General features: G+C 70.6%; 17 protein-coding genes. 6 read left to right on the forward strand and 11 right to left on the reverse strand.

What is annotated here, in order from left to right; translation table 11 throughout:
- Positions 1 to 7 precede the first annotated feature (7 nt).
- The 10 genes from ACOKM3_RS16340 to ACOKM3_RS16385 form a co-directional block, all read right to left on the reverse strand.
- Complete coding sequence (locus ACOKM3_RS16340) at positions 8 to 1,393, reverse strand: cytochrome P450 (protein ID WP_426901149.1); 1,386 nt, start codon at positions 1,391 to 1,393, stop codon at positions 8 to 10.
- Positions 1,390 to 2,535 carry a terpene synthase family protein gene (locus ACOKM3_RS16345; RefSeq protein ID WP_426901151.1) on the reverse strand — a complete coding sequence of 382 codons (1,146 nt, stop codon included), beginning with the start codon at positions 2,533 to 2,535 and terminating at the stop codon, positions 1,390 to 1,392. Before ACOKM3_RS16345 ends, ACOKM3_RS16340 begins: the two co-directional genes overlap by 4 nt.
- Positions 2,536 to 2,829: 294 nt before the next feature.
- Positions 2,830 to 3,480: a peptide deformylase gene (gene def / locus ACOKM3_RS16350; RefSeq protein WP_426901153.1), complete on the reverse strand. Its 651-nt coding sequence runs from the start codon at positions 3,478 to 3,480 to the stop codon at positions 2,830 to 2,832.
- Positions 3,481 to 3,578: 98 nt separating this feature from the next.
- On the reverse strand, positions 3,579 to 4,559 hold the full coding sequence (locus ACOKM3_RS16355; RefSeq protein WP_266713911.1) for a tetratricopeptide repeat protein: 981 nt from the start codon (positions 4,557 to 4,559) through the stop codon (positions 3,579 to 3,581).
- Between the two features lie 114 nt (positions 4,560 to 4,673).
- The gene (locus ACOKM3_RS16360; RefSeq protein WP_426901155.1) at positions 4,674 to 5,903 is read right to left on the reverse strand and encodes an HD-GYP domain-containing protein; all 1,230 of its coding nucleotides are present in this window, start codon (positions 5,901 to 5,903) and stop codon (positions 4,674 to 4,676) included.
- Between the two features lie 389 nt (positions 5,904 to 6,292).
- A complete protein-coding gene (locus ACOKM3_RS16365; RefSeq protein WP_426901157.1) occupies positions 6,293 to 7,624 on the reverse strand; it encodes an HD-GYP domain-containing protein in 1,332 nt (443 codons plus the stop codon).
- A 190-nt stretch (positions 7,625 to 7,814) separates the two neighbouring features.
- On the reverse strand, positions 7,815 to 8,111 hold the full coding sequence (gene rsrA, locus ACOKM3_RS16370; RefSeq protein ID WP_266713907.1) for a mycothiol system anti-sigma-R factor: 297 nt from the start codon (positions 8,109 to 8,111) through the stop codon (positions 7,815 to 7,817).
- Positions 8,108 to 8,791, reverse strand: a complete 684-nt coding sequence (gene sigR, locus ACOKM3_RS16375) for an RNA polymerase sigma factor SigR (RefSeq protein ID WP_266718852.1) — start codon at positions 8,789 to 8,791, stop codon at positions 8,108 to 8,110. Before sigR ends, rsrA begins: the two co-directional genes overlap by 4 nt.
- Positions 8,792 to 9,035: 244 nt before the next feature.
- Positions 9,036 to 9,671 carry an alpha/beta hydrolase family protein gene (locus ACOKM3_RS16380; RefSeq protein ID WP_426901159.1) on the reverse strand — a complete coding sequence of 212 codons (636 nt, stop codon included), beginning with the start codon at positions 9,669 to 9,671 and terminating at the stop codon, positions 9,036 to 9,038.
- Positions 9,672 to 9,770: 99 nt separating this feature from the next.
- Positions 9,771 to 10,586 (reverse strand): SOS response-associated peptidase, encoded by an 816-nt coding sequence (locus tag ACOKM3_RS16385; RefSeq protein ID WP_426901161.1) that lies wholly within the window; start codon positions 10,584 to 10,586, stop codon positions 9,771 to 9,773.
- A gap of 60 nt (positions 10,587 to 10,646) precedes the next feature.
- Here ACOKM3_RS16385 and ACOKM3_RS16390 point away from each other — a divergent pair, with 60 nt between their 5' ends.
- The 4 genes from ACOKM3_RS16390 to ACOKM3_RS16405 all read left to right on the forward strand — a co-directional run bounded on the left by ACOKM3_RS16390 (position 10,647) and on the right by ACOKM3_RS16405 (position 14,210).
- Positions 10,647 to 11,348, forward strand: coding sequence for a M50 family metallopeptidase (locus ACOKM3_RS16390; protein WP_426901163.1), 702 nt, complete (start codon positions 10,647 to 10,649; stop codon positions 11,346 to 11,348).
- Between the two features lie 36 nt (positions 11,349 to 11,384).
- On the forward strand, positions 11,385 to 12,743 hold the full coding sequence (gene aroA / locus ACOKM3_RS16395) for a 3-phosphoshikimate 1-carboxyvinyltransferase (protein ID WP_426901165.1): 1,359 nt from the start codon (positions 11,385 to 11,387) through the stop codon (positions 12,741 to 12,743).
- Between the two features lie 12 nt (positions 12,744 to 12,755).
- Complete coding sequence (gene rsgA / locus ACOKM3_RS16400) at positions 12,756 to 13,766, forward strand: ribosome small subunit-dependent GTPase A (RefSeq protein ID WP_426901166.1); 1,011 nt, start codon at positions 12,756 to 12,758, stop codon at positions 13,764 to 13,766.
- Positions 13,767 to 13,886: 120 nt separating this feature from the next.
- Positions 13,887 to 14,210 (forward strand): DMT family transporter, encoded by a 324-nt coding sequence (locus tag ACOKM3_RS16405; RefSeq protein WP_426901168.1) that lies wholly within the window; start codon positions 13,887 to 13,889, stop codon positions 14,208 to 14,210.
- 52 nt (positions 14,211 to 14,262) lie between these two features.
- On the opposite strand, the gene ACOKM3_RS16410 is transcribed toward ACOKM3_RS16405, so the two are convergent.
- The gene (locus tag ACOKM3_RS16410) at positions 14,263 to 14,844 is read right to left on the reverse strand and encodes a TetR/AcrR family transcriptional regulator (RefSeq protein ID WP_426901170.1); all 582 of its coding nucleotides are present in this window, start codon (positions 14,842 to 14,844) and stop codon (positions 14,263 to 14,265) included.
- Positions 14,845 to 14,998: 154 nt separating this feature from the next.
- On the opposite strand from ACOKM3_RS16410, the gene hisN reads away from it, so the two are divergent.
- Positions 14,999 to 15,799 (forward strand): histidinol-phosphatase, encoded by an 801-nt coding sequence (gene hisN, locus ACOKM3_RS16415; RefSeq protein WP_426901171.1) that lies wholly within the window; start codon positions 14,999 to 15,001, stop codon positions 15,797 to 15,799.
- Positions 15,800 to 15,977: 178 nt separating this feature from the next.
- A complete protein-coding gene (locus ACOKM3_RS16420; RefSeq protein WP_426901172.1) occupies positions 15,978 to 16,379 on the forward strand; it encodes a CBS domain-containing protein in 402 nt (133 codons plus the stop codon).
- Positions 16,380 to 16,420: the final 41 nt, after the last annotated feature.

A 16,420-nucleotide genomic window follows, 5' to 3' on the forward strand; every position in this document is an offset into this window, starting at 1 on the left:
CCGGCGGTCAGCCGCGGGCCCGCACCCGCAGGTTCCCGTTCTTGGGACCGATGGTGATCCCCAGCTTCGCCGTCGACTCCGTCTCGGGGACCGTCTCGAACCGCCACCGGGACACCAAGGTGCCCAGGATCAGGCTGAGTTCGACCATGCTGAAGTGGTCGCCCGGGCACTTGCGGTTGCCGGTGCCGAACGGCTGGTGCGCCATGTTCGCGGCGTCCGTCACGCGCTCCGGCAGCCAGCGATCGGGGTCAAAGACGTCCACGTCGTCGAACGAGCGCGGGTCGTGCTGCATCGCGTACGGGCTGTAGACGATGTCCGTCCCGGCCGGAATGTGATACTCGCCGAGCGTCGTATCGACCGCCGATATGCGCGTGAATATCCACACGCTGGGGCGAATACGCATCGACTCGGTAAGGAGATTCCGCATATATGCGAGTTCCCCGAGGTCACCGAAAGCCACCTGCCTGTCACCACCGGTCGCGGATTCAACCTCTTCGTACAACCGGCTTTCATGGTCCGGGTGTTCGGCGAGGAGTCCGAGCGTCCAAGCCAGCGTCTTGGAGACATTCTCGCCGCCGGCCAACAGGAGAGCCAGAACCTGATCGTGGATCTCTTGATCGGTGACCGCTTCACCGTCGTCGTCGTGCGCGGCGAGCAATGCCGCGAGAAGGTCTCCGGTGTCGATTCCCTCGGCCGCCTGAGCCCTTCGCTCGACGATGATCTCGTCGACCATGCGGTGCAATTCGGCCATCGCCCGCTCGAAACGCCGATTGGCCGGCAGGGGCAGCCGGTACAGCGGTCCGAAGGACAGGATCATCCGCCGGTACATGCCGGCGAAGACCGTGCCCATCGTCTCGCCGAGGCGGTCCGAGCGGTCGTCCTCCGCGTCGATGTGCAGCATGGCGCGGGCCGTGATCCGGGCCGCCACGCGGAACATCTCGGCGTTGATGTCGACGGTCTGCCCGTCCTGCCAGCGGTCGGCCGCGGCCGCCGCCTCCTCCGCCATCAGCGCGGCGTAGTCGGCCATCCGCTCGGCCCGGAACGCGGGCTGGATGGCACGCCGCTGGCGCCGGTGCTTCTGCCCGTTGCTGCTCGCCACGCCCTCGCCGAGGAGCACCTCGAGGGTGTCCCACATCGCGCCGCCGACGATGAAGTCCGGGCTCTTGAGGAGCTTCTCGACCAGTACGGGGTCGCAGACCGCGAAGACCGTCTTGGGGCCGAGCCGCAGCCGGACCACGTCGCCGCCGTCCCGCAGCCGGGTCAGGAAGGCCAGCGGGTCGCGGAGCATCTGCGGGGCGTGGCCGAGCAGCGGCGCACCGCCGGGTGCGAGCGGCGGCAGCGACGCTCCCGCCTGGCCGGGCGCCGGGGTCGGCAGCGTGGATTCCACGGTCATGCGCACTCACCTGCCTGTTCGGGGATCCGGTCCGGGATCCGGTGGGGAGCCTGCCTGGGGATGCGGCCCGCGCCGGGCACGCCGTCGGCACCGACCGGCTCGTCGCTGACGTACGGCGGGTTGCTGCGGTCCTCCCAGTCGTCGACCTGATAGCGGCCCGATTCATGGTGGAACCAGTAGACGGAACTGAACCAGTTCCGCATGTTCTCCAGACATGACCTCATCGCCACGGAGAGGTCTTTTCCTTTTTCTCCGAGCGTCTCGACGCCGTCCGCGATGTTCCCGACCTCGATTTCCGCCTCAAGGAAATCGTCGACACATCCGAGTACCCGGCGCCGTACCTCCGCGGCGGCTTCGGTGACGGAAAGTCCCTCGTGCTCGATGAGGCTTATCCCGAGGTTGTGGAATTCGTTTCCCGCGAGTTCCTTGGGGAGCGAACACAGGTCGTTGTACCAGGCGGAGAAGTCCTGGACGGCAAGTGCCGCACGCATGAACGCCGGCGTTTTACGCACCCACGCCGGGAGTTCGTACTGCGCCGTCGCCTCGAGCAGGTCTATCCAAATCCAGTGCGCGAAGGTCTGCCGGCGCAACTCTATGTACGCGTCGACGCCGGGCACGGTGCCCGTCGTCCGGTTCCTGAACTCCTCGTCGTACGCGTCGATCACCGGGTGGAAATGGCGGGCGAACCGTACGTTCCAGGTGTGGCTCAGCGAGCCGTAGAACCGCTGGAGGCAGTCGGCGAACCCCGCGACCAGCGGATCCCCATGGTCGAGATGGAGCTCGGGCGCCTCGGTCGCCGCGTGTAACTGGGCGACGAGCCGTCCCCAGCTCTCCGCGCGACCATGGATCACGTCGCGGTCGTGCCGGTCGTCCCAGGCGAAGAACCACGCGCTGTAGTCGCTGATCGTCGCGAGCAGTTCATCGGGTGCGCCGAGGTAGTAGCCCGCGACGAGGTCCGAATAGCACAGGCCGTCGGCATATTTCGCCACCTTGTCGGGCGGCATCAGCCCCATTTCCAGGAGCCAGGACCGGGTCCTTCCTTGGAGCTTCGGCCAATACGGGTGAAGTCGGCGAGGAAACCGACTCTCGATCACCGGAAGCGCCACAGCCGCCGGAACCGACGTATGTGAGAAAGCAGGCACGTAGTAACCCCTCTCTGTGGCCTGCAGCGCGCGCCCCTCCCGCTGTGCCGGTCGCGCGCCGTCGTGTAACCCCGCGCTTTCTATTCAGCACCATAACTGACCGCGATGGGAACGGATTTGCTCCCCTCACTACCCCGCACTTCCTGATTCTTCACCTGCCATGACCGGATTCGGGCGATACGCGTCCGGGCCGCATGCCCCTGACCGCACACGCGAACGGCGCCCGGCCGGAGGTCACTTCCGCACCGGGCGCCGCCTGACGCCTCAACTCCCCCACGGGGGAAAGGTAGTTGCTCAGCTGTTGGGGACCACCGGGTAACGCGGCGTCCCCTCCTCCATCTGCTTCAACGCGTCCTTGCGCTCACGCTTCGAGAGACGGTCGATGTACAGGTACCCGTAGAGGTGGTCCGTCTCGTGCTGGAGGCAGCGCGCGAAGTAGCCGGTGCCGCGCACCGTGATCGGGTTGCCCTTCTCGTCCCGGCCGTCGACCACCGCGTAGTCGGGGCGGGCGAGTTCGGCGTACGCGGTCGGCACGGACAGGCAGCCCTCGTTGGAGTCGTCGAGGCGGCGCTGCTCGGCCGGCAGCTCGCGCAGGACCGGGTTGCAGACGACGCCGGTGTGCCGCACGCCGTCGTCGTCCGGGCAGTCGTACACGAAGACCTTCAGGTCCACGCCGATCTGGTTGGCGGCGAGGCCCACGCCCTCGGCGGTGTGCTGGCTCGCGAACATGTCGTCGACGAGCTTCGCCAGCTCGTCGTCGAACTCGGTGACGTCCTTGCACTCCTTGTGCAGCACCGGGTTCCCGACGACGGTGATCGGCCGCGACGTGCCGCGCTCCCGGTACGCCGCCTCCCGGGCCTCACAGTCCTCGGTGTCGACGACGAACCCCTCGTCATCCACGGGAAGCACGCCGCCGTGCTGCTGATCGGTGTCCTGCTGAGCCATGACGGACGAACGCCTTCCTAGGGAAACAACGAGAGGTGAACAACGAGGTGGAACCCTTACAGGGTACTTTCAGCACCCCGGGTGATCAGGGCGCGCGTCTAACAGACCTCTTCGAGATCCCGCCAGTCACGCGAGTCCGGCGAATCCGCCACCCACCCGTCGAGCAACCCCCGCACCAGAGAAGCCGGCGCGGCCACACCGCACTCCCGCTCCGGCACCCACAGCTGCCCATCGGTCCGATGCCCGAGCGGCCCGGGATGCCCCGGCTCACTGTGGTCGTGCGGATCGAGATGCGTCCCGTCCCCCTCGTCGGACGGCATCCGCGACTCCGAACACGTCCGGCACAGCAGCCGCACGGACGACGACCAGTCCTCCGCGGCGAAGCCCGCATCGGCGGCCAGCCGCTCCAGCGCGTCCCGGTCGTCCTCGGTGGCGGCCTCGAGCAGCACCACCCAGGTGGGAACCGGCGAGGGCGCCCACAGCTCGATCTCGTCGAAGACCGGGTACGAGTGCCCGGCCGCCGTGGTCCGCTCACCGTGCGGTACACCGTCGTGCAGCACGACCTCGCCCCAGCGCCGCCCGGACGACGGCAGCGGGATGGAGAGCAGCTCGATGCGCGCGGGGTCGAGCCTGCGCCCCCACACGACCTCCGCCTCGCCCTCCGGCGAGAGCCGCACGGCGGCGCTCCCGAGGTCCATCCCCGTCGGCTCCCCGGCAGCGGCGGCGCCGCCCGGCACCTTCAGCCCGTACGCCTGCCAGGCCCTGCGCGCGAGCGGCCAGTCCTGGAGGGCGGTGGCGGCGATGCCCACGTTCCACCAGTCCGGTGCCCCGCCCTCCTTCTCGAGCAGGGCGACGGCCCGCAGGCCCGTGGTGCGGGCCTGCTCCCAGTCGTGCCGGAACTTGTGCAGCAGCGCGAGGTTGAACCAGGACTCCGACAGCCAGGGCTCCAGGTCGGCGGCCCGCGTGAGCAGCGCTCCCGCGTCCTCGTACCGGCCGTCGCCGATCAGCGTGAACGCGCGATCCGTGGCCTGCCGCCAGGAGGCGGAGGGCCGGTGCCGTCCCTTGCCGAAGATCCTCACGATTCCCGCCTGCCGATACTCGGGGTCTGTGCCCCCGGACGCGCGTTCCCTGCGTTTTCCACCTTGCTTTGCATCCAACCACGTACGGTCGGACGACCGCTCATTACCCATGGGTTACCCAACCGACCCTAGGCTCAGACCGGGCGTTCCAACCACCCTGGCCAGCGCTTCCACGACCTCCGGCTGGTAGTCGCGCCCCGTGGCCAGACGCAGGCTTTCCAGGGCCCTGAGCGGCCCCTGAGGTCCCTGTTCCCTCGCCATCTCGTCGTACGCGTTCGCTGTCCGCACAATCCGGGCGATGAGCGGCTGCTCGCGGTAGGGGTCCGCCTGCCGCTCGACCACCACCGCCACCTGGGTGTCCACCCCGGTCTGGCGGACGACGGCGCCGCCGAGGAGCGCGATCCGCCGCTGCTGGGCGGGCGGCAGCGCGGCGGTGGCGCCCTCGGCCACCGGGTCGACGAGCGAGAGCTGCCCGATGTCGTGCATCAGCGCCGCGTACTCGAGCACCGACAGGTCCGGCTGGGAGAGGCCCAGGTCGCGGCCGACGGCCCGGCTGAGCGCGGCCACCCGGCGGGCGTGCCCGTGCGGGGTGTAGCCGGCGATCTCGGTGGCGCGGGCCAGTGAGGTGATGGTCTGCCGGTACGTGGCCTTGACCACGGCGTACCTCCGGAACGCCAACTGGGTGAGCAGCAGCGGCAGGCTGATCAGGGGCAGCGCCCACAGCCCGGCGACGGCGACGGCGAGCGCCATGACGGCACCCGTGGCGCACACGGCCGACCCGATCCCGAGCATCGCCCGCAGCTCGTCGCGCAGCAGCGGGCCGAACGGCCAGCGCGTCCTGGCGTGCGCCATGGCGGCGGCGAGCACGGCGTCGCACAGCGCGGTCAGCACCAGCAACCCGACGATCAGCAGCGCGTAGTACGCCCCGTCACCGAACCACTCCGCCAACACGCCCTGGTTGTAGAGCGGTTGGAAGCAGACGGCGGCGAACGCGACGGTGAGCACGCGCCGCGTCACGTGGTCGAGCGAGGCACCCTTGCCGCGCGCCACGTGCGGTATGCAGCCGACGAGCGTGCCCGCGACGACGATCGCGACGACCTGGAGCGCGCCGTGGTGCGTGGGCCGCCCCGCGACCTCGCCGAGCAACGCGTACGCGAGCGCTCCCGCGGCCCCGAGCGGCGCGGCCTCCCGATCCTCGGCGCCACCCCACCGCGCCAGCTCCCCCACGGCGACGAGCACCCCGAACGCCAACGCGTTCCCGCGCTCGACGACGCCGTGCCACACGGTGTCCCCGAGAGCCACGGAGGCGACCACCACGGCGACCCCGAACACCGCGACGAGCACCCCGGAACACCGCCGCCCAACGCCGACCACCCCCCGTCCCCCGGACTCTCCTCGCCCATCTCCCACGCCTGCCACCTCGCGTCCCCCGGCATCTCCTCCCCCATCTCCCACCCACCCGCCCCCTCCGGGGGCGTCGGGCCGCCGGGGTACGGTCCCCGCCTCGGGCACCCCGCCCCCACGCACATCCGCCGCCGCTCCCGCCTTGGGCAGTCTGCCTTCCCCAAGCTCTCCGACAGGCTCCGAGCAGGGGAGACCCCATCGGGCGGCAGGGTGGGCAAGGCGGCCCCCGGTGCCGCGCAACGAATCGGAGGGCCCGGCCCCGGTGCCGCGGTCTTCGGTGCCGTGCAACGGGTCCGAGGCCCCCGCGCCACGCTCCGGCTCGGCCCCCGTCACCGGGACGCCGCCGGCGGGACGGCGACGCTTTCCGCACGGGCCGGAGGCACCACCGCCTCGTCCGCCGTGACCACGGGATGCCACCCGTCCCGCTCGAGCACCCGCACCAGCGCCCCCACCATCACCGGATCGAACTGCGAACCGGCACACCGCTCCAGCTCCGTCAACGCCACCGAAACGGGCCGCGCCCGCGAATACGTCCGCGTGGACGTCATCGCGTCGAACGCGTCCGCCACCGCCACCACCCGCGCGAACTCCGGAATCTGCGCCCCCGCGAGCCCGTACGGATACCCGCTCCCGTCGAGCCGCTCATGGTGATGCAGAATCGCCGCCCGCGCCTCACCCAGGAACGCGATCCCCCGCACCATCTCGTGCCCGTACTCGGGATGCAGCTGAATGACCTCGCGCTCCTCCGGTGTCAGCGGCCCGTCCTTGCGCAACAACCGCGTGGGCACGCCGAGTTTCCCCACGTCGTGCAGGATCCCGGCGAACCGCAGCGCCTCCACCCGCTCCCCCGCCATCCCGAGCTCGCGCGCGATCATCATCGACGCCTGCCCGACCCGCTCACTGTGCCCGCGCGTATAGCCGTCCTTGATGTCGACGGCCTGCACGAGCGCCCGGATCGTGGCCTGGTGGGCCGACCACTCCCGCTGGTACTGGGCGAACACCCAGCAGGAGATGTACATCGGCAGGAGCACGAGCAGCGCGGCGAGCGGACCGTACGAACTCGTCCACATCGTCGCCATCACAAGACCCGCGAGCCCGTGCGCGGCCACCGGCGCGAGCATCCGCAGGAAGAGCCCCCGCCAGGCGCTGCGCAGCGGAACCCGCTCCGCGGTGGCGAGCACGCCCCCGTCGAGCACGGTGAGCGCGACGCAGAACGCGAGGACAGCGGCTCCGCCGGGCACGAGCGCGTACGGGAACCGGGGGTCGGCGACCGCGTCGGGCCCGCCGAGCGCGCCGAAGACCCGGGCCGCGGCCCAGGAGGCGAGGGCGAGTTGGGCCGCGCGCCACACCTTGCGCAGCCACGCGGGCCGCCGCTCGACAGCGGTGAGCAGGGCGCCGGGCAGGGCGACGAGCGCGGCGGCGGCCGGCGGCAGCAGAAACGCCCCGGCGAGCAGAACGGGAAAGAAGGTGCCCATCCCCTTGGGCGCACGCCGCCCGACGAGTCGGCAGCGGCCGAGCTGCTCACACCCCGCGTAGAGGAACGCGAGCAGTGCGACGCCGGGCCACGACGTGGTGGCGGAGAACGCGGGGGCGGCACAGACCACGGCGACACCGGCGGTCAGGAGCACATACGCACGGGCCACAGGCGGAACCGACCGCATGCCCCAACTCCCTCCCCAAGGCGTCCAGTTCAGGGAGGATAGGACGCGCGGGAAGGCGCTCGCGGCGCATCACGGGGATTGCCCGGACCTCGGGCCCCGGATTCGCACGATCGGGTGAACGGGGCCCGGTTCAGCAGGTACTTCGGGCGAAGGGCACTTCAGACGGCAGCCACTTCAGGCGACAAGCGCCTCAGGCGAGCGGATTGCCCATGCCCTCTTCGGGCGTGACCTGGCCCGAGCGGATCACTTCGATCCGCCCCATGACCTTGGCCCGCAGGTCGGTGGGCACGTCGTCATGACCGCAGCACCGCTTGACCAGCTTCTTCACGGCCTGCTCGAGGCCGTACTTCTCCAGGCACGGGGAGCACTCCTCGAAGTGCACCTCGAACTTGGTGCAGTCACTGTCCGGCATCTCGTGATCGAGGAACTCGTAGAGATGGTCCAGGACTTCACTGCAGTCCGTCTCGTGCGGCTCTCCGCAGCTCATGAGCCCGAGCCTTTCGCTTCGTTCGCCTGACCGGCACCGGCCGGGACGAGCCCGCGATCACGGGCGTAGTCCTCCAGCATGCCGCGCAGCTGGCGACGGCCACGGTGCAGCCGGGACATCACCGTACCGATGGGTGTTCCCATGATGTCCGCGATCTCCTTGTACGCAAAGCCCTCTACGTCCGCGAGATAGACCGCGATGCGGAATTCCTCGGGGATCGCCTGCAGGGCCCGCTTCACGTCCGAGTCGGGCAGGTGGTCGAGCGCCTGCGACTCGGCGGAGCGCAGACCGGTCGACATGTGCGACTCGGCCCGGGCCAGCTGCCAGTCCTCGATCTCCTCGGCGGCACTGCGCTGGGGCTCGCGCTGCTTCTTGCGGTACGAGTTGATGAAAGTGTTCGTCAGGATCCGGTACAGCCACGCCTTGAGGTTCGTGCCCTCACGGAACTGGTGGAACGAGGCGTACGCCTTCGCGTACGTCTCCTGCACCAGGTCCTCGGCGTCGGCCGGGTTGCGCGTCATGCGCAGGGCCGCCGAATACATCTGGTCGAGAAATTCCAGCGCGTCCCGCTCGAAGCGCGCGTTGCGCTCAGCGGTGCTCTCCCCGTTCCCGGGAGTCTCGGGGCGCTCCTCCGCGTGGCCGTGCTCGGTCCCTGCGTCGGTCCCTGTGACCGGACCCACCTCCTCAAGCGATGTCACGGAGCCAAAGGAGACCCCGCTCGAATCGGAGGATAGACGACGATCCGGTCCGCCCGCCGCCCGAACAGGAGCGGTCTTGGCCGCGCTCAGCACGCTCCACTCCAGGTCAGGAGCGGTGGCACGGCTGGGGCAAGCGACTGAACCCATGCGGCGGACTTCCTCTCGTACGAACTCTGTGCACCGACAGTCCGCACAACAGCCGTCCCGGCCCCAACATTCCCGATCGCTAGACGAGTGATCCGGCCCACTTCACGACCGCGTCGGTGATCACGGCGAGGGCCTCGTCCTGGGTGATGTCCGCGCGCTTGGGGACGGCGAAGCCGTGGTCCCCGTAGGGGACTTCGGTGAGTTCGTACGCGCCGGACTCCGGGAACTCCGCGGGCTTGCCGAAGGGGTCGTTGCCGCCCTGTACGACGAGCGTGGGCACGCCCGCGCCCAGGAGTTCCTCGGCTCGGGACTTCTCCGGCTTCCCCGGCGGATGCAGCGGAAAGCTCAGCGCGAGCACGGCGGCGGCGCCGAGCTCCCCCGCGGTGCGACAGGCGACGCGGGCACCGGCGCTCCTGCCTCCGGCGATCACCGGGAGTCCGGGCTTCTCCAGGGCGGGCCAGATGCCCCGCCACCCCTTGTCGAGCGTCTTCGGGGCGGGCGCGAGCTTCTTCCCCGCGACGCGCCAGGGCTGCTCCACGAGAGCGACGCTCACTCCGTGGGCGGGCAGGACGGCGGCGAGGGCCACGAGGTCGCGTGCCTCGATACCGCCACCGGCACCGTGGCTGACGGCCAGCACCAGCTTCGGTTTCTTGGCGACGTGCCAGGTGATACGGGCGTCGCCGACTTCAGTGGAAACAATCTCGCTACGAGTCACGAGATCATGGTGCCCCTCGAATCAAGCCCCGCTCTTCGACGAGAGCCCGCGGGGTCCGGGGCAGAGCCCCGAGACGTCAACCCCGGCGCCCCGCACCGGTCAGAAGAGCGTGCCCTCCTCCGGCCCCTCCAGCTCCTTCAACAGCTCCGCGCCGTTGTTGCGCACGTTGCTCACCGCCGTGGACACGGGATACGCCCGCATCAGCCCCTCCGGAGGAGGGGCGAGGAGCGACCGAAGGTCATCGACGTCCGTACGGGCCGGGTCCAGCCAGTCGTCCCACCGGTCCGGCGTCAGCATCAGCGGCATCCGGGGGTGGATGTCGGCGAGGGACCCCGGCCCCTCCTTCGGCGCGACGCCGAGCGGCGCGGTCTCCGCCTCCGTGGTGATCACGGAGCACGTCACCCACCAGGCCAGCGGGTGCTCGTCCGGGAGCGTGCGGTCGTGCCAGAACTCGTAGATCCCGGCCATCGCGAAGACCGAGCCGTCCGCGGGCGTCACGAAGTACGGCTGCTTGCGGGGCCGCTTCTTCTTGCCCTCGACCTCCAGGTCACGCTCGGCCGGCGCGGTCACCCACTCGTAATAGCCGTCCGCGGGCAGGATGCAGCGCCGCGTGGTGAACGCCTTGCGGAACGAGGGCTTCTCGTGCACGGTCTCGGCCCGCGCGTTGATCATGCGGGCGCCGCCTTCGGGCGTCTTGGACCACGACGGCACCAGCCCCCACTTGAGCTTGCGCAGCTGGCGAACCGGACGAGGATCCTCGGCGTCTTTCACCGGACGGTCGAGGACCGCGTAGACCTCCTTCGTAGGAGCCACATTGAAGTCGGCCTCATAGGCCTCCTCCGGCTCCCACTTCTCGATCTCAAAGATTCCTGCGAGATCCTCGGGCCTGCGACTCGATGCATAACGTCCGCACATACGTGCCACAGTGCCAGATGCCGACCCGCCACCGAACCCGAACGGGAGCAGCCGAAACACATGGACGCCAGCCTCTGGGACCGGATCTTCGGGACCCAGTCCGACCCCGACCAGTGGGTGACGATCGCCACGGCCGTCGTCGCGCTCGCCGCGATCGTCCCGCACAGCATCTGGCGGCTGTCCCGTAACGCCATCACGATCGCCCACGAGGGCGGCCACGGACTGATCGCCCTGCTGATGGGCCGCCGCCTCGACGGCATCCGGCTGCACGGCGACACCAGCGGCCTCACCGTGAGCCGCGGCAAACCGACCGGCCTCGGCATGATCCTGACCGCGGCCGCCGGCTACACGGCCCCGCCGCTGCTCGGTCTCGGCGGCGCGGCGCTGCTCTCCGAGGGGCACATCACACTGCTGCTGTGGCTGGCCACGGCGCTGCTCGTGGCGATGCTGGTGATGATCAGGAACGCGTACGGGGTGCTGACCGTCGTCGTCGCCGGCGGCGCCTTCGTCCTCGTCTCCTGGCTCGCGGGGCCGCAGGTCCAGGCCGCCTTCGCGTACACCGTGGTCTGGTTCCTGCTCCTCGGCGGCGTGCGCCCCGCCTTCGAGCTGCAGCGCAAGCGCCGCAGGGGAGGCGCTGGAGACTCCGACGCCGACCAGCTCTCGCGCCTCACGCACGTACCCGCGGGAATGTGGCTGTTTTTCTTCCACGCCGTCTCACTGTGCTCACTGCTCGGCGGCGGCCGCTGGCTGCTGGGGCTGTGAGCAGGTGCCTTCCCGGGGGCCGACTAGAGTTGGGGCATGACCACGAACCCGGCCCACACCGCCCTCTGGCCCGCCCCTCTCGCGAGCGGAGCCGTCGACGCGACTGTTCAGGTGCCGGGGTCCAAATCCGTCACCAACCGGGCGCTCGTGCTCGCCGCGCTCGCCGCGGAGCCGGGCTGGCTGCGCCGCCCGCTGCGCTCCCGCGACACGCTGCTGATGGCGGCCGCGCTGCGCGAGATGGGTGTGGGCATCGAGGAAACGGTGTCTTCGAGCTCCTCCGTCGCGGGGGGCCCCGACGGGTCCGGTGAGGCGTGGCGCGTCATCCCGTCCGGCCTCCAGGGGCCCGCCACGGTCGACGTCGGCAACGCGGGCACCGTGATGCGCTTCCTGCCGCCGGTCGCCTCGCTCGCCGACGGTCCGATCCGCTTCGACGGCGACCCCCGTTCGTACGAGCGTCCACTGCACGGCGTGATCGACGCGCTGCGCGCGCTCGGCGCCCGGATCGACGACCGCACTGTCGGGAGCCCCGGCGCGCTGCCCCTGACGGTGCACGGCGGAGGCGCCCTGGAGGGTGGCCCGGTCGAGATCGACGCCTCGTCCTCGTCCCAGTTCGTCTCGGCCCTGCTGCTGTCGGGCCCGCGCTTCAACCAGGGAGTCGAGGTCCGGCACACGGGCTCGGCGCTCCCCTCCATGCCGCACATCCGTATGACGGTCGACATGCTGCGCGCGGTCGGCGCCCAGGTGGACACCCCGGAGTCGGGCGGCGAGGCGAACGTGTGGCGGGTCACCCCCGGCGCCCTGCTCGGCCGGGACATCACCATCGAGCCGGACCTCTCGAACGCCCAGCCGTTCCTGGCCGCGGCCCTGGTCACCGGCGGCAAGGTGACGATCCCCGACTGGCCGGAGCACACCACGCAGCCCGGCGACGCGCTGCGCGACATCTTCACGCAGATGGGCGGCGGCTGTGAACTGACCGAGCGCGGGCTCGAGTTCACCGGGTCGGGGTCGATCCACGGCATCGACGTCGACCTGAGCGAGGTCGGCGAGCTGACCCCCGGCATCGCCGCTGTGGCCGCCCTGGCCGACTCCCCGTCCACCCTGCGCGGCGTCGCCCACCTGCGCCTGCACGAGACAGACCGCCTTGCCGCGCTCACCAAGGAGATCAACGAGCTGGGCGGTGACGTGACGGAGACCGCCGACGGTCTGCACATCCGCCCGCGGGCGCTGCACGGCGGGATCTTCCACACGTACGACGACCACCGCATGGCCACCGCGGGCGCGATCATCGGCCTCGCGGTCAAGGACGTACAGATCGAGAACGTGGCGACCACCGCGAAGACGCTGCCGGACTTCCCCGACATGTGGGCCGCGATGCTCGGGACCGACCGGGCGTAGGGGCACATCGCGATGCGCCGCTACGGCAAGCACACCGACGAGGACGACATCCGGCAGCGCCCGAACCGCAAGGGCAACCGGCCGCGGAGCAACATCCGTCCCAAGCACGAGGACGCGGCCGAGGGCATGGTCCTCACGGTCGACCGCGGCCGGCTCACCGTCCTCATCGACGACGTCCCCGTGACCGCGATGAAGGCCCGCGAGCTGGGCCGCAAGGCGGCGGTCGTGGGCGACCGGGTCTCCGTCGTCGGCGATCTGTCCGGCAAGAAGGACACCCTCGCGCGCATCGTCCGCATCGAGGGCCGCAGCTCCCTGCTGCGCCGCACGGCGGACGACGACGACCCGTACGAGCGGGTGGTCGTCGCCAATGCCGACCAGCTCGCCATCGTCACCGCGCTCGCCGACCCCGAGCCGCGCCCGCGCATGATCGACCGCTGCCTGGTGGCGGCGTTCGACGGCGGGCTCACCCCGCTCCTCGTCCTGACGAAGTCGGACCTGGCCCCGCCGGACAAGATGCTCGACCTGTACGGGGCGCTCGACATCCCGTACGTCGTCACCAGCCGCGCGGAGCTGGAGGACGGCACGGCAGTGGAGCGGGTGCGCGAGCAGCTCGACGGGAAGATCACGGCGTTCGTCGGCCACTCCGGTGTCGGAAAGACGACGCTGGTCAACGCCCTGGTGCCGGACGATCAGCGGCGTACGACGGGGCATGTCAACGCGGTGACCGGGCGCGGCAGGCACACGACGACGTCGGCGCTCGCGCTGCCGTTGTCGGGGGACGCGGGCTGGGTGATCGACACGCCCGGCGTGCGGTCGTTCGGCCTGCACCACGTGGACCCGTCGCGCGTCATCAACGCCTTCCCGGACCTGGTGCCGGGCACGGAGAACTGCCCGCGCGCGTGCAGCCACGACGAGCCCGACTGCGCCCTGGACGCCTACGTGGAGGAGGGGCACGCGGATCCGGCCCGGCTGTACTCGCTGCGCCGCCTCCTCGCGACACGGGAGCGCCGGGAGGGCGACTGAGCTCGCGCTTGTTTGCTGCCGCGCCACACAGGTAAGGGCATAATCGCACCAAGCCGGACGCAAGATCACAGACATTCAGAGATCAGTCAGAGATCAGTGGAACGCGGGAGGCACAAGGACATGGCGTGGCTGCTGGTCGTCGTCGCGGGGATCCTGGAGACCGGATTCGCCGTCTGCCTGAAGCTCTCCCACGGCTTCACCCGGCTGTGGCCGACGATCGCGTTCGCCGCGTTCGCCCTCGGCAGCTTCGGACTCCTCACGCTCTCCCTGAAGAAGCTCGACGTGGGTCCTGCCTACGCGGTGTGGACGGGCATCGGCGCGGCGGGCACGGCGATCTACGGCATGGTCTTCCTCGGCGACATGGTCTCGGTCCTCAAGATCGTCTCGATCAGCCTGGTGATCGCGGGCGTGATCGGCCTGCAGCTGTCGGGCTCGGCGCACTGACGCGTCCGCGCCAACTGACGCGTCCGCTCCACCGGCACACTGAACGTCCGCGCTACCGCCGCAGGACCTCGCGCACCATCCGCGCGACCCCGCCCTCCCCCGGCGGCGCCATCACACACGACAGCGCGAGCCGCACCGCCACCTCGCAGTCCCGCGCCAGCACCTCCATCTCGCCCTTCGCCACACCCGGCACCCCGAGCGCGGCCACGCTCCGGTCCCGCACCGCGACCACGAGGTCGCCGGGCGCCGGCAGCGGCCCGTCCGCTCTGCGCTGGGCCGGCACGGACGAGGAGGACGGCACCGCGGACAGCGTCGGCGCGGGCAGGCGCTCGCTCCAGCACCCGGTGAGCGCGGCCCGCACCAGCGGGTTGCGCCGCGCACTGGCGACGGTCCACTCGGCCACCCCGTCGAGCCCGCCCTCCTTCAACGCCCGGTCCACGCCCGCGAGATAGGCATCGGCCTCGCGGCGTACGAGGGCGCGCGCGAGCCCTTCCTTGCTGCCGAACTCGTTGTAGAGGGTCTGCCGGGAGACCCCGGCGAGCGCTGCCACGTCGACCATCCGTACCCCGCCCCACGGCCGCCGACCGAGCGCCGTGTAGGCCGCTTCCAGTAGGGACTCCCGCGCTGCAGGCATCGTCGCCTCCCCGGTTCGCCGGGTTTCGTCAGGCCTGTGTGGCCAGAGTTGACGCGCTCGTACGCGGTGTCAATCCCCCACGTCGAGCGCACAGGGCCCGGCGTCGGATCGGTCCCTGTAGCAGTCGGCGTACCACGATCGATACTGTTCACTCATGCCCGACTACCAAGATGATCTGCGGCTCGCCCACGTCCTCGCGGACGTCGCCGATGCCGCGACGATGGACCGGTTCAAGGCTCTCGACCTGAAGGTGGAGACCAAGCCGGACATGACTCCGGTGAGCGAGGCTGACAAGGCCGCCGAGGAGTTGATCCGCGGCAATCTCCAACGGGCACGGCCGCGTGACGCGATCTTGGGCGAGGAGTACGGGATCCAGGGCACGGGCCCGCGCCGCTGGGTCATCGACCCGATCGACGGGACCAAGAACTATGTGCGCGGCGTCCCTGTCTGGGCGACGCTGATCTCTCTGATGGAGGCCGGCGAGGGCGGCTACCAGCCGGTCGTCGGCGTCGTCTCCGCCCCGGCACTGCAGCGCCGCTGGTGGGCGGCGAAGGGAGCGGGCGCGTACACGGGCCGCAGCCTGACCTCCGCGTCGCGCATCCACGCCTCCAAGGTGGGCCGCCTGGAGGACGCCTCGTTCGCGTACTCCTCGCTGACCGGCTGGGAGGAGCAGGGCAGGCTCGACGGCTTCCTCGACCTGACGCGGGCCGTGTGGCGCACGCGCGGCTACGGGGACTTCTGGCCGTACATGATGGTCGCCGAGGGATCGATCGACATGTGCGCCGAACCGGAGCTCTCGCTGTGGGACATGGCGGCGCCCGCGATCGTCGTCTCCGAGGCGGGCGGCAGCTACACCGGGCTCGACGGACGCCCCGGCCCGCACAGTGGCAACGCGGCGGCCTCGAACGGCCTGCTCCACGACCAACTGCTGAGCTATCTGCGCGCTTCGGTGTGATGCGGGGCCGGCGCGGGTTGAGCTCCTCGCGCGCCTGAACTCACCTCTCGCGCCCCCTTGTTGGCACTCCCTTTACCTGCAACTCTGAGAGTCCCCCCACTTGTGAACTTGTGAACCGTTTCTCGTTCCGTACGGGACCGACGCCACAAGTGCCTCACACAGGAAGGTGGCTCCATCCATGCTCGTCCGTGACGCCATGAGCACGATGGTCCTCACCATCGGCCCCAACCACACCCTGCGCCAGGCGGCCCGGCTGATGTCCGCGCGGCACGTCGGCGCCGCCGTCGTCCTCGATCCGGACGGCTGCGGCGTCGGGATCCTGACCGAGCGCGACATCCTCAACGCCCTGGGGCAGAACCAGGATCCGGACCTGGAGACCGCAGGCACCCACACCACCACGGACGTCGTCTTCGCGTCCCCGTCGTGGACCGTGGAGGAGGCCGCGGCCGCCATGGCGCACGGCGGCTTCCGGCATCTCATCGTGCTCGACGGGCAGGAGCCGGTCGGCATCGTCTCGGTCCGCGACATCATCCGCCGCTGGGCCCCGGCCCGCCAACAGCCCGCTCCGCTCCCGGCATAGACACGGCGTCCGGGCAGGATGCCCGGACACGACGGGTCGAA

The sequence above is a fragment of the Streptomyces nidicola genome (assembly GCF_050106155.1).
Taxonomy (GTDB): domain Bacteria; phylum Actinomycetota; class Actinomycetes; order Streptomycetales; family Streptomycetaceae; genus Streptomyces.

Excerpts from the sequence above, each read along its gene's own strand:
- ACOKM3_RS16390 (WP_426901163.1), top strand. The coding sequence starts at position 10,647 with ATGGACGCCAGCCTCTGGGACCGGATCTTCGGGACCCAGTCCGACCCC.
- ACOKM3_RS16365 (WP_426901157.1), bottom strand. The coding sequence starts at position 7,624 with ATGCGGTCGGTTCCGCCTGTGGCCCGTGCGTATGTGCTCCTGACCGCC.
- ACOKM3_RS16385 (WP_426901161.1), bottom strand. The coding sequence starts at position 10,586 with ATGTGCGGACGTTATGCATCGAGTCGCAGGCCCGAGGATCTCGCAGGA.
- rsrA (WP_266713907.1), bottom strand. The coding sequence starts at position 8,111 with ATGAGCTGCGGAGAGCCGCACGAGACGGACTGCAGTGAAGTCCTGGAC.
- def (WP_426901153.1), bottom strand. The coding sequence starts at position 3,480 with ATGGCTCAGCAGGACACCGATCAGCAGCACGGCGGCGTGCTTCCCGTG.
- rsgA (WP_426901166.1), top strand. The coding sequence starts at position 12,756 with ATGCGCCGCTACGGCAAGCACACCGACGAGGACGACATCCGGCAGCGC.
- ACOKM3_RS16410 (WP_426901170.1), bottom strand. The coding sequence starts at position 14,844 with ATGCCTGCAGCGCGGGAGTCCCTACTGGAAGCGGCCTACACGGCGCTC.
- ACOKM3_RS16405 (WP_426901168.1), top strand. The coding sequence starts at position 13,887 with ATGGCGTGGCTGCTGGTCGTCGTCGCGGGGATCCTGGAGACCGGATTC.
- ACOKM3_RS16340 (WP_426901149.1), bottom strand. The coding sequence starts at position 1,393 with ATGACCGTGGAATCCACGCTGCCGACCCCGGCGCCCGGCCAGGCGGGA.
- aroA (WP_426901165.1), top strand. The coding sequence starts at position 11,385 with ATGACCACGAACCCGGCCCACACCGCCCTCTGGCCCGCCCCTCTCGCG.
- ACOKM3_RS16420 (WP_426901172.1), top strand. The coding sequence starts at position 15,978 with ATGCTCGTCCGTGACGCCATGAGCACGATGGTCCTCACCATCGGCCCC.
- hisN (WP_426901171.1), top strand. The coding sequence starts at position 14,999 with ATGCCCGACTACCAAGATGATCTGCGGCTCGCCCACGTCCTCGCGGAC.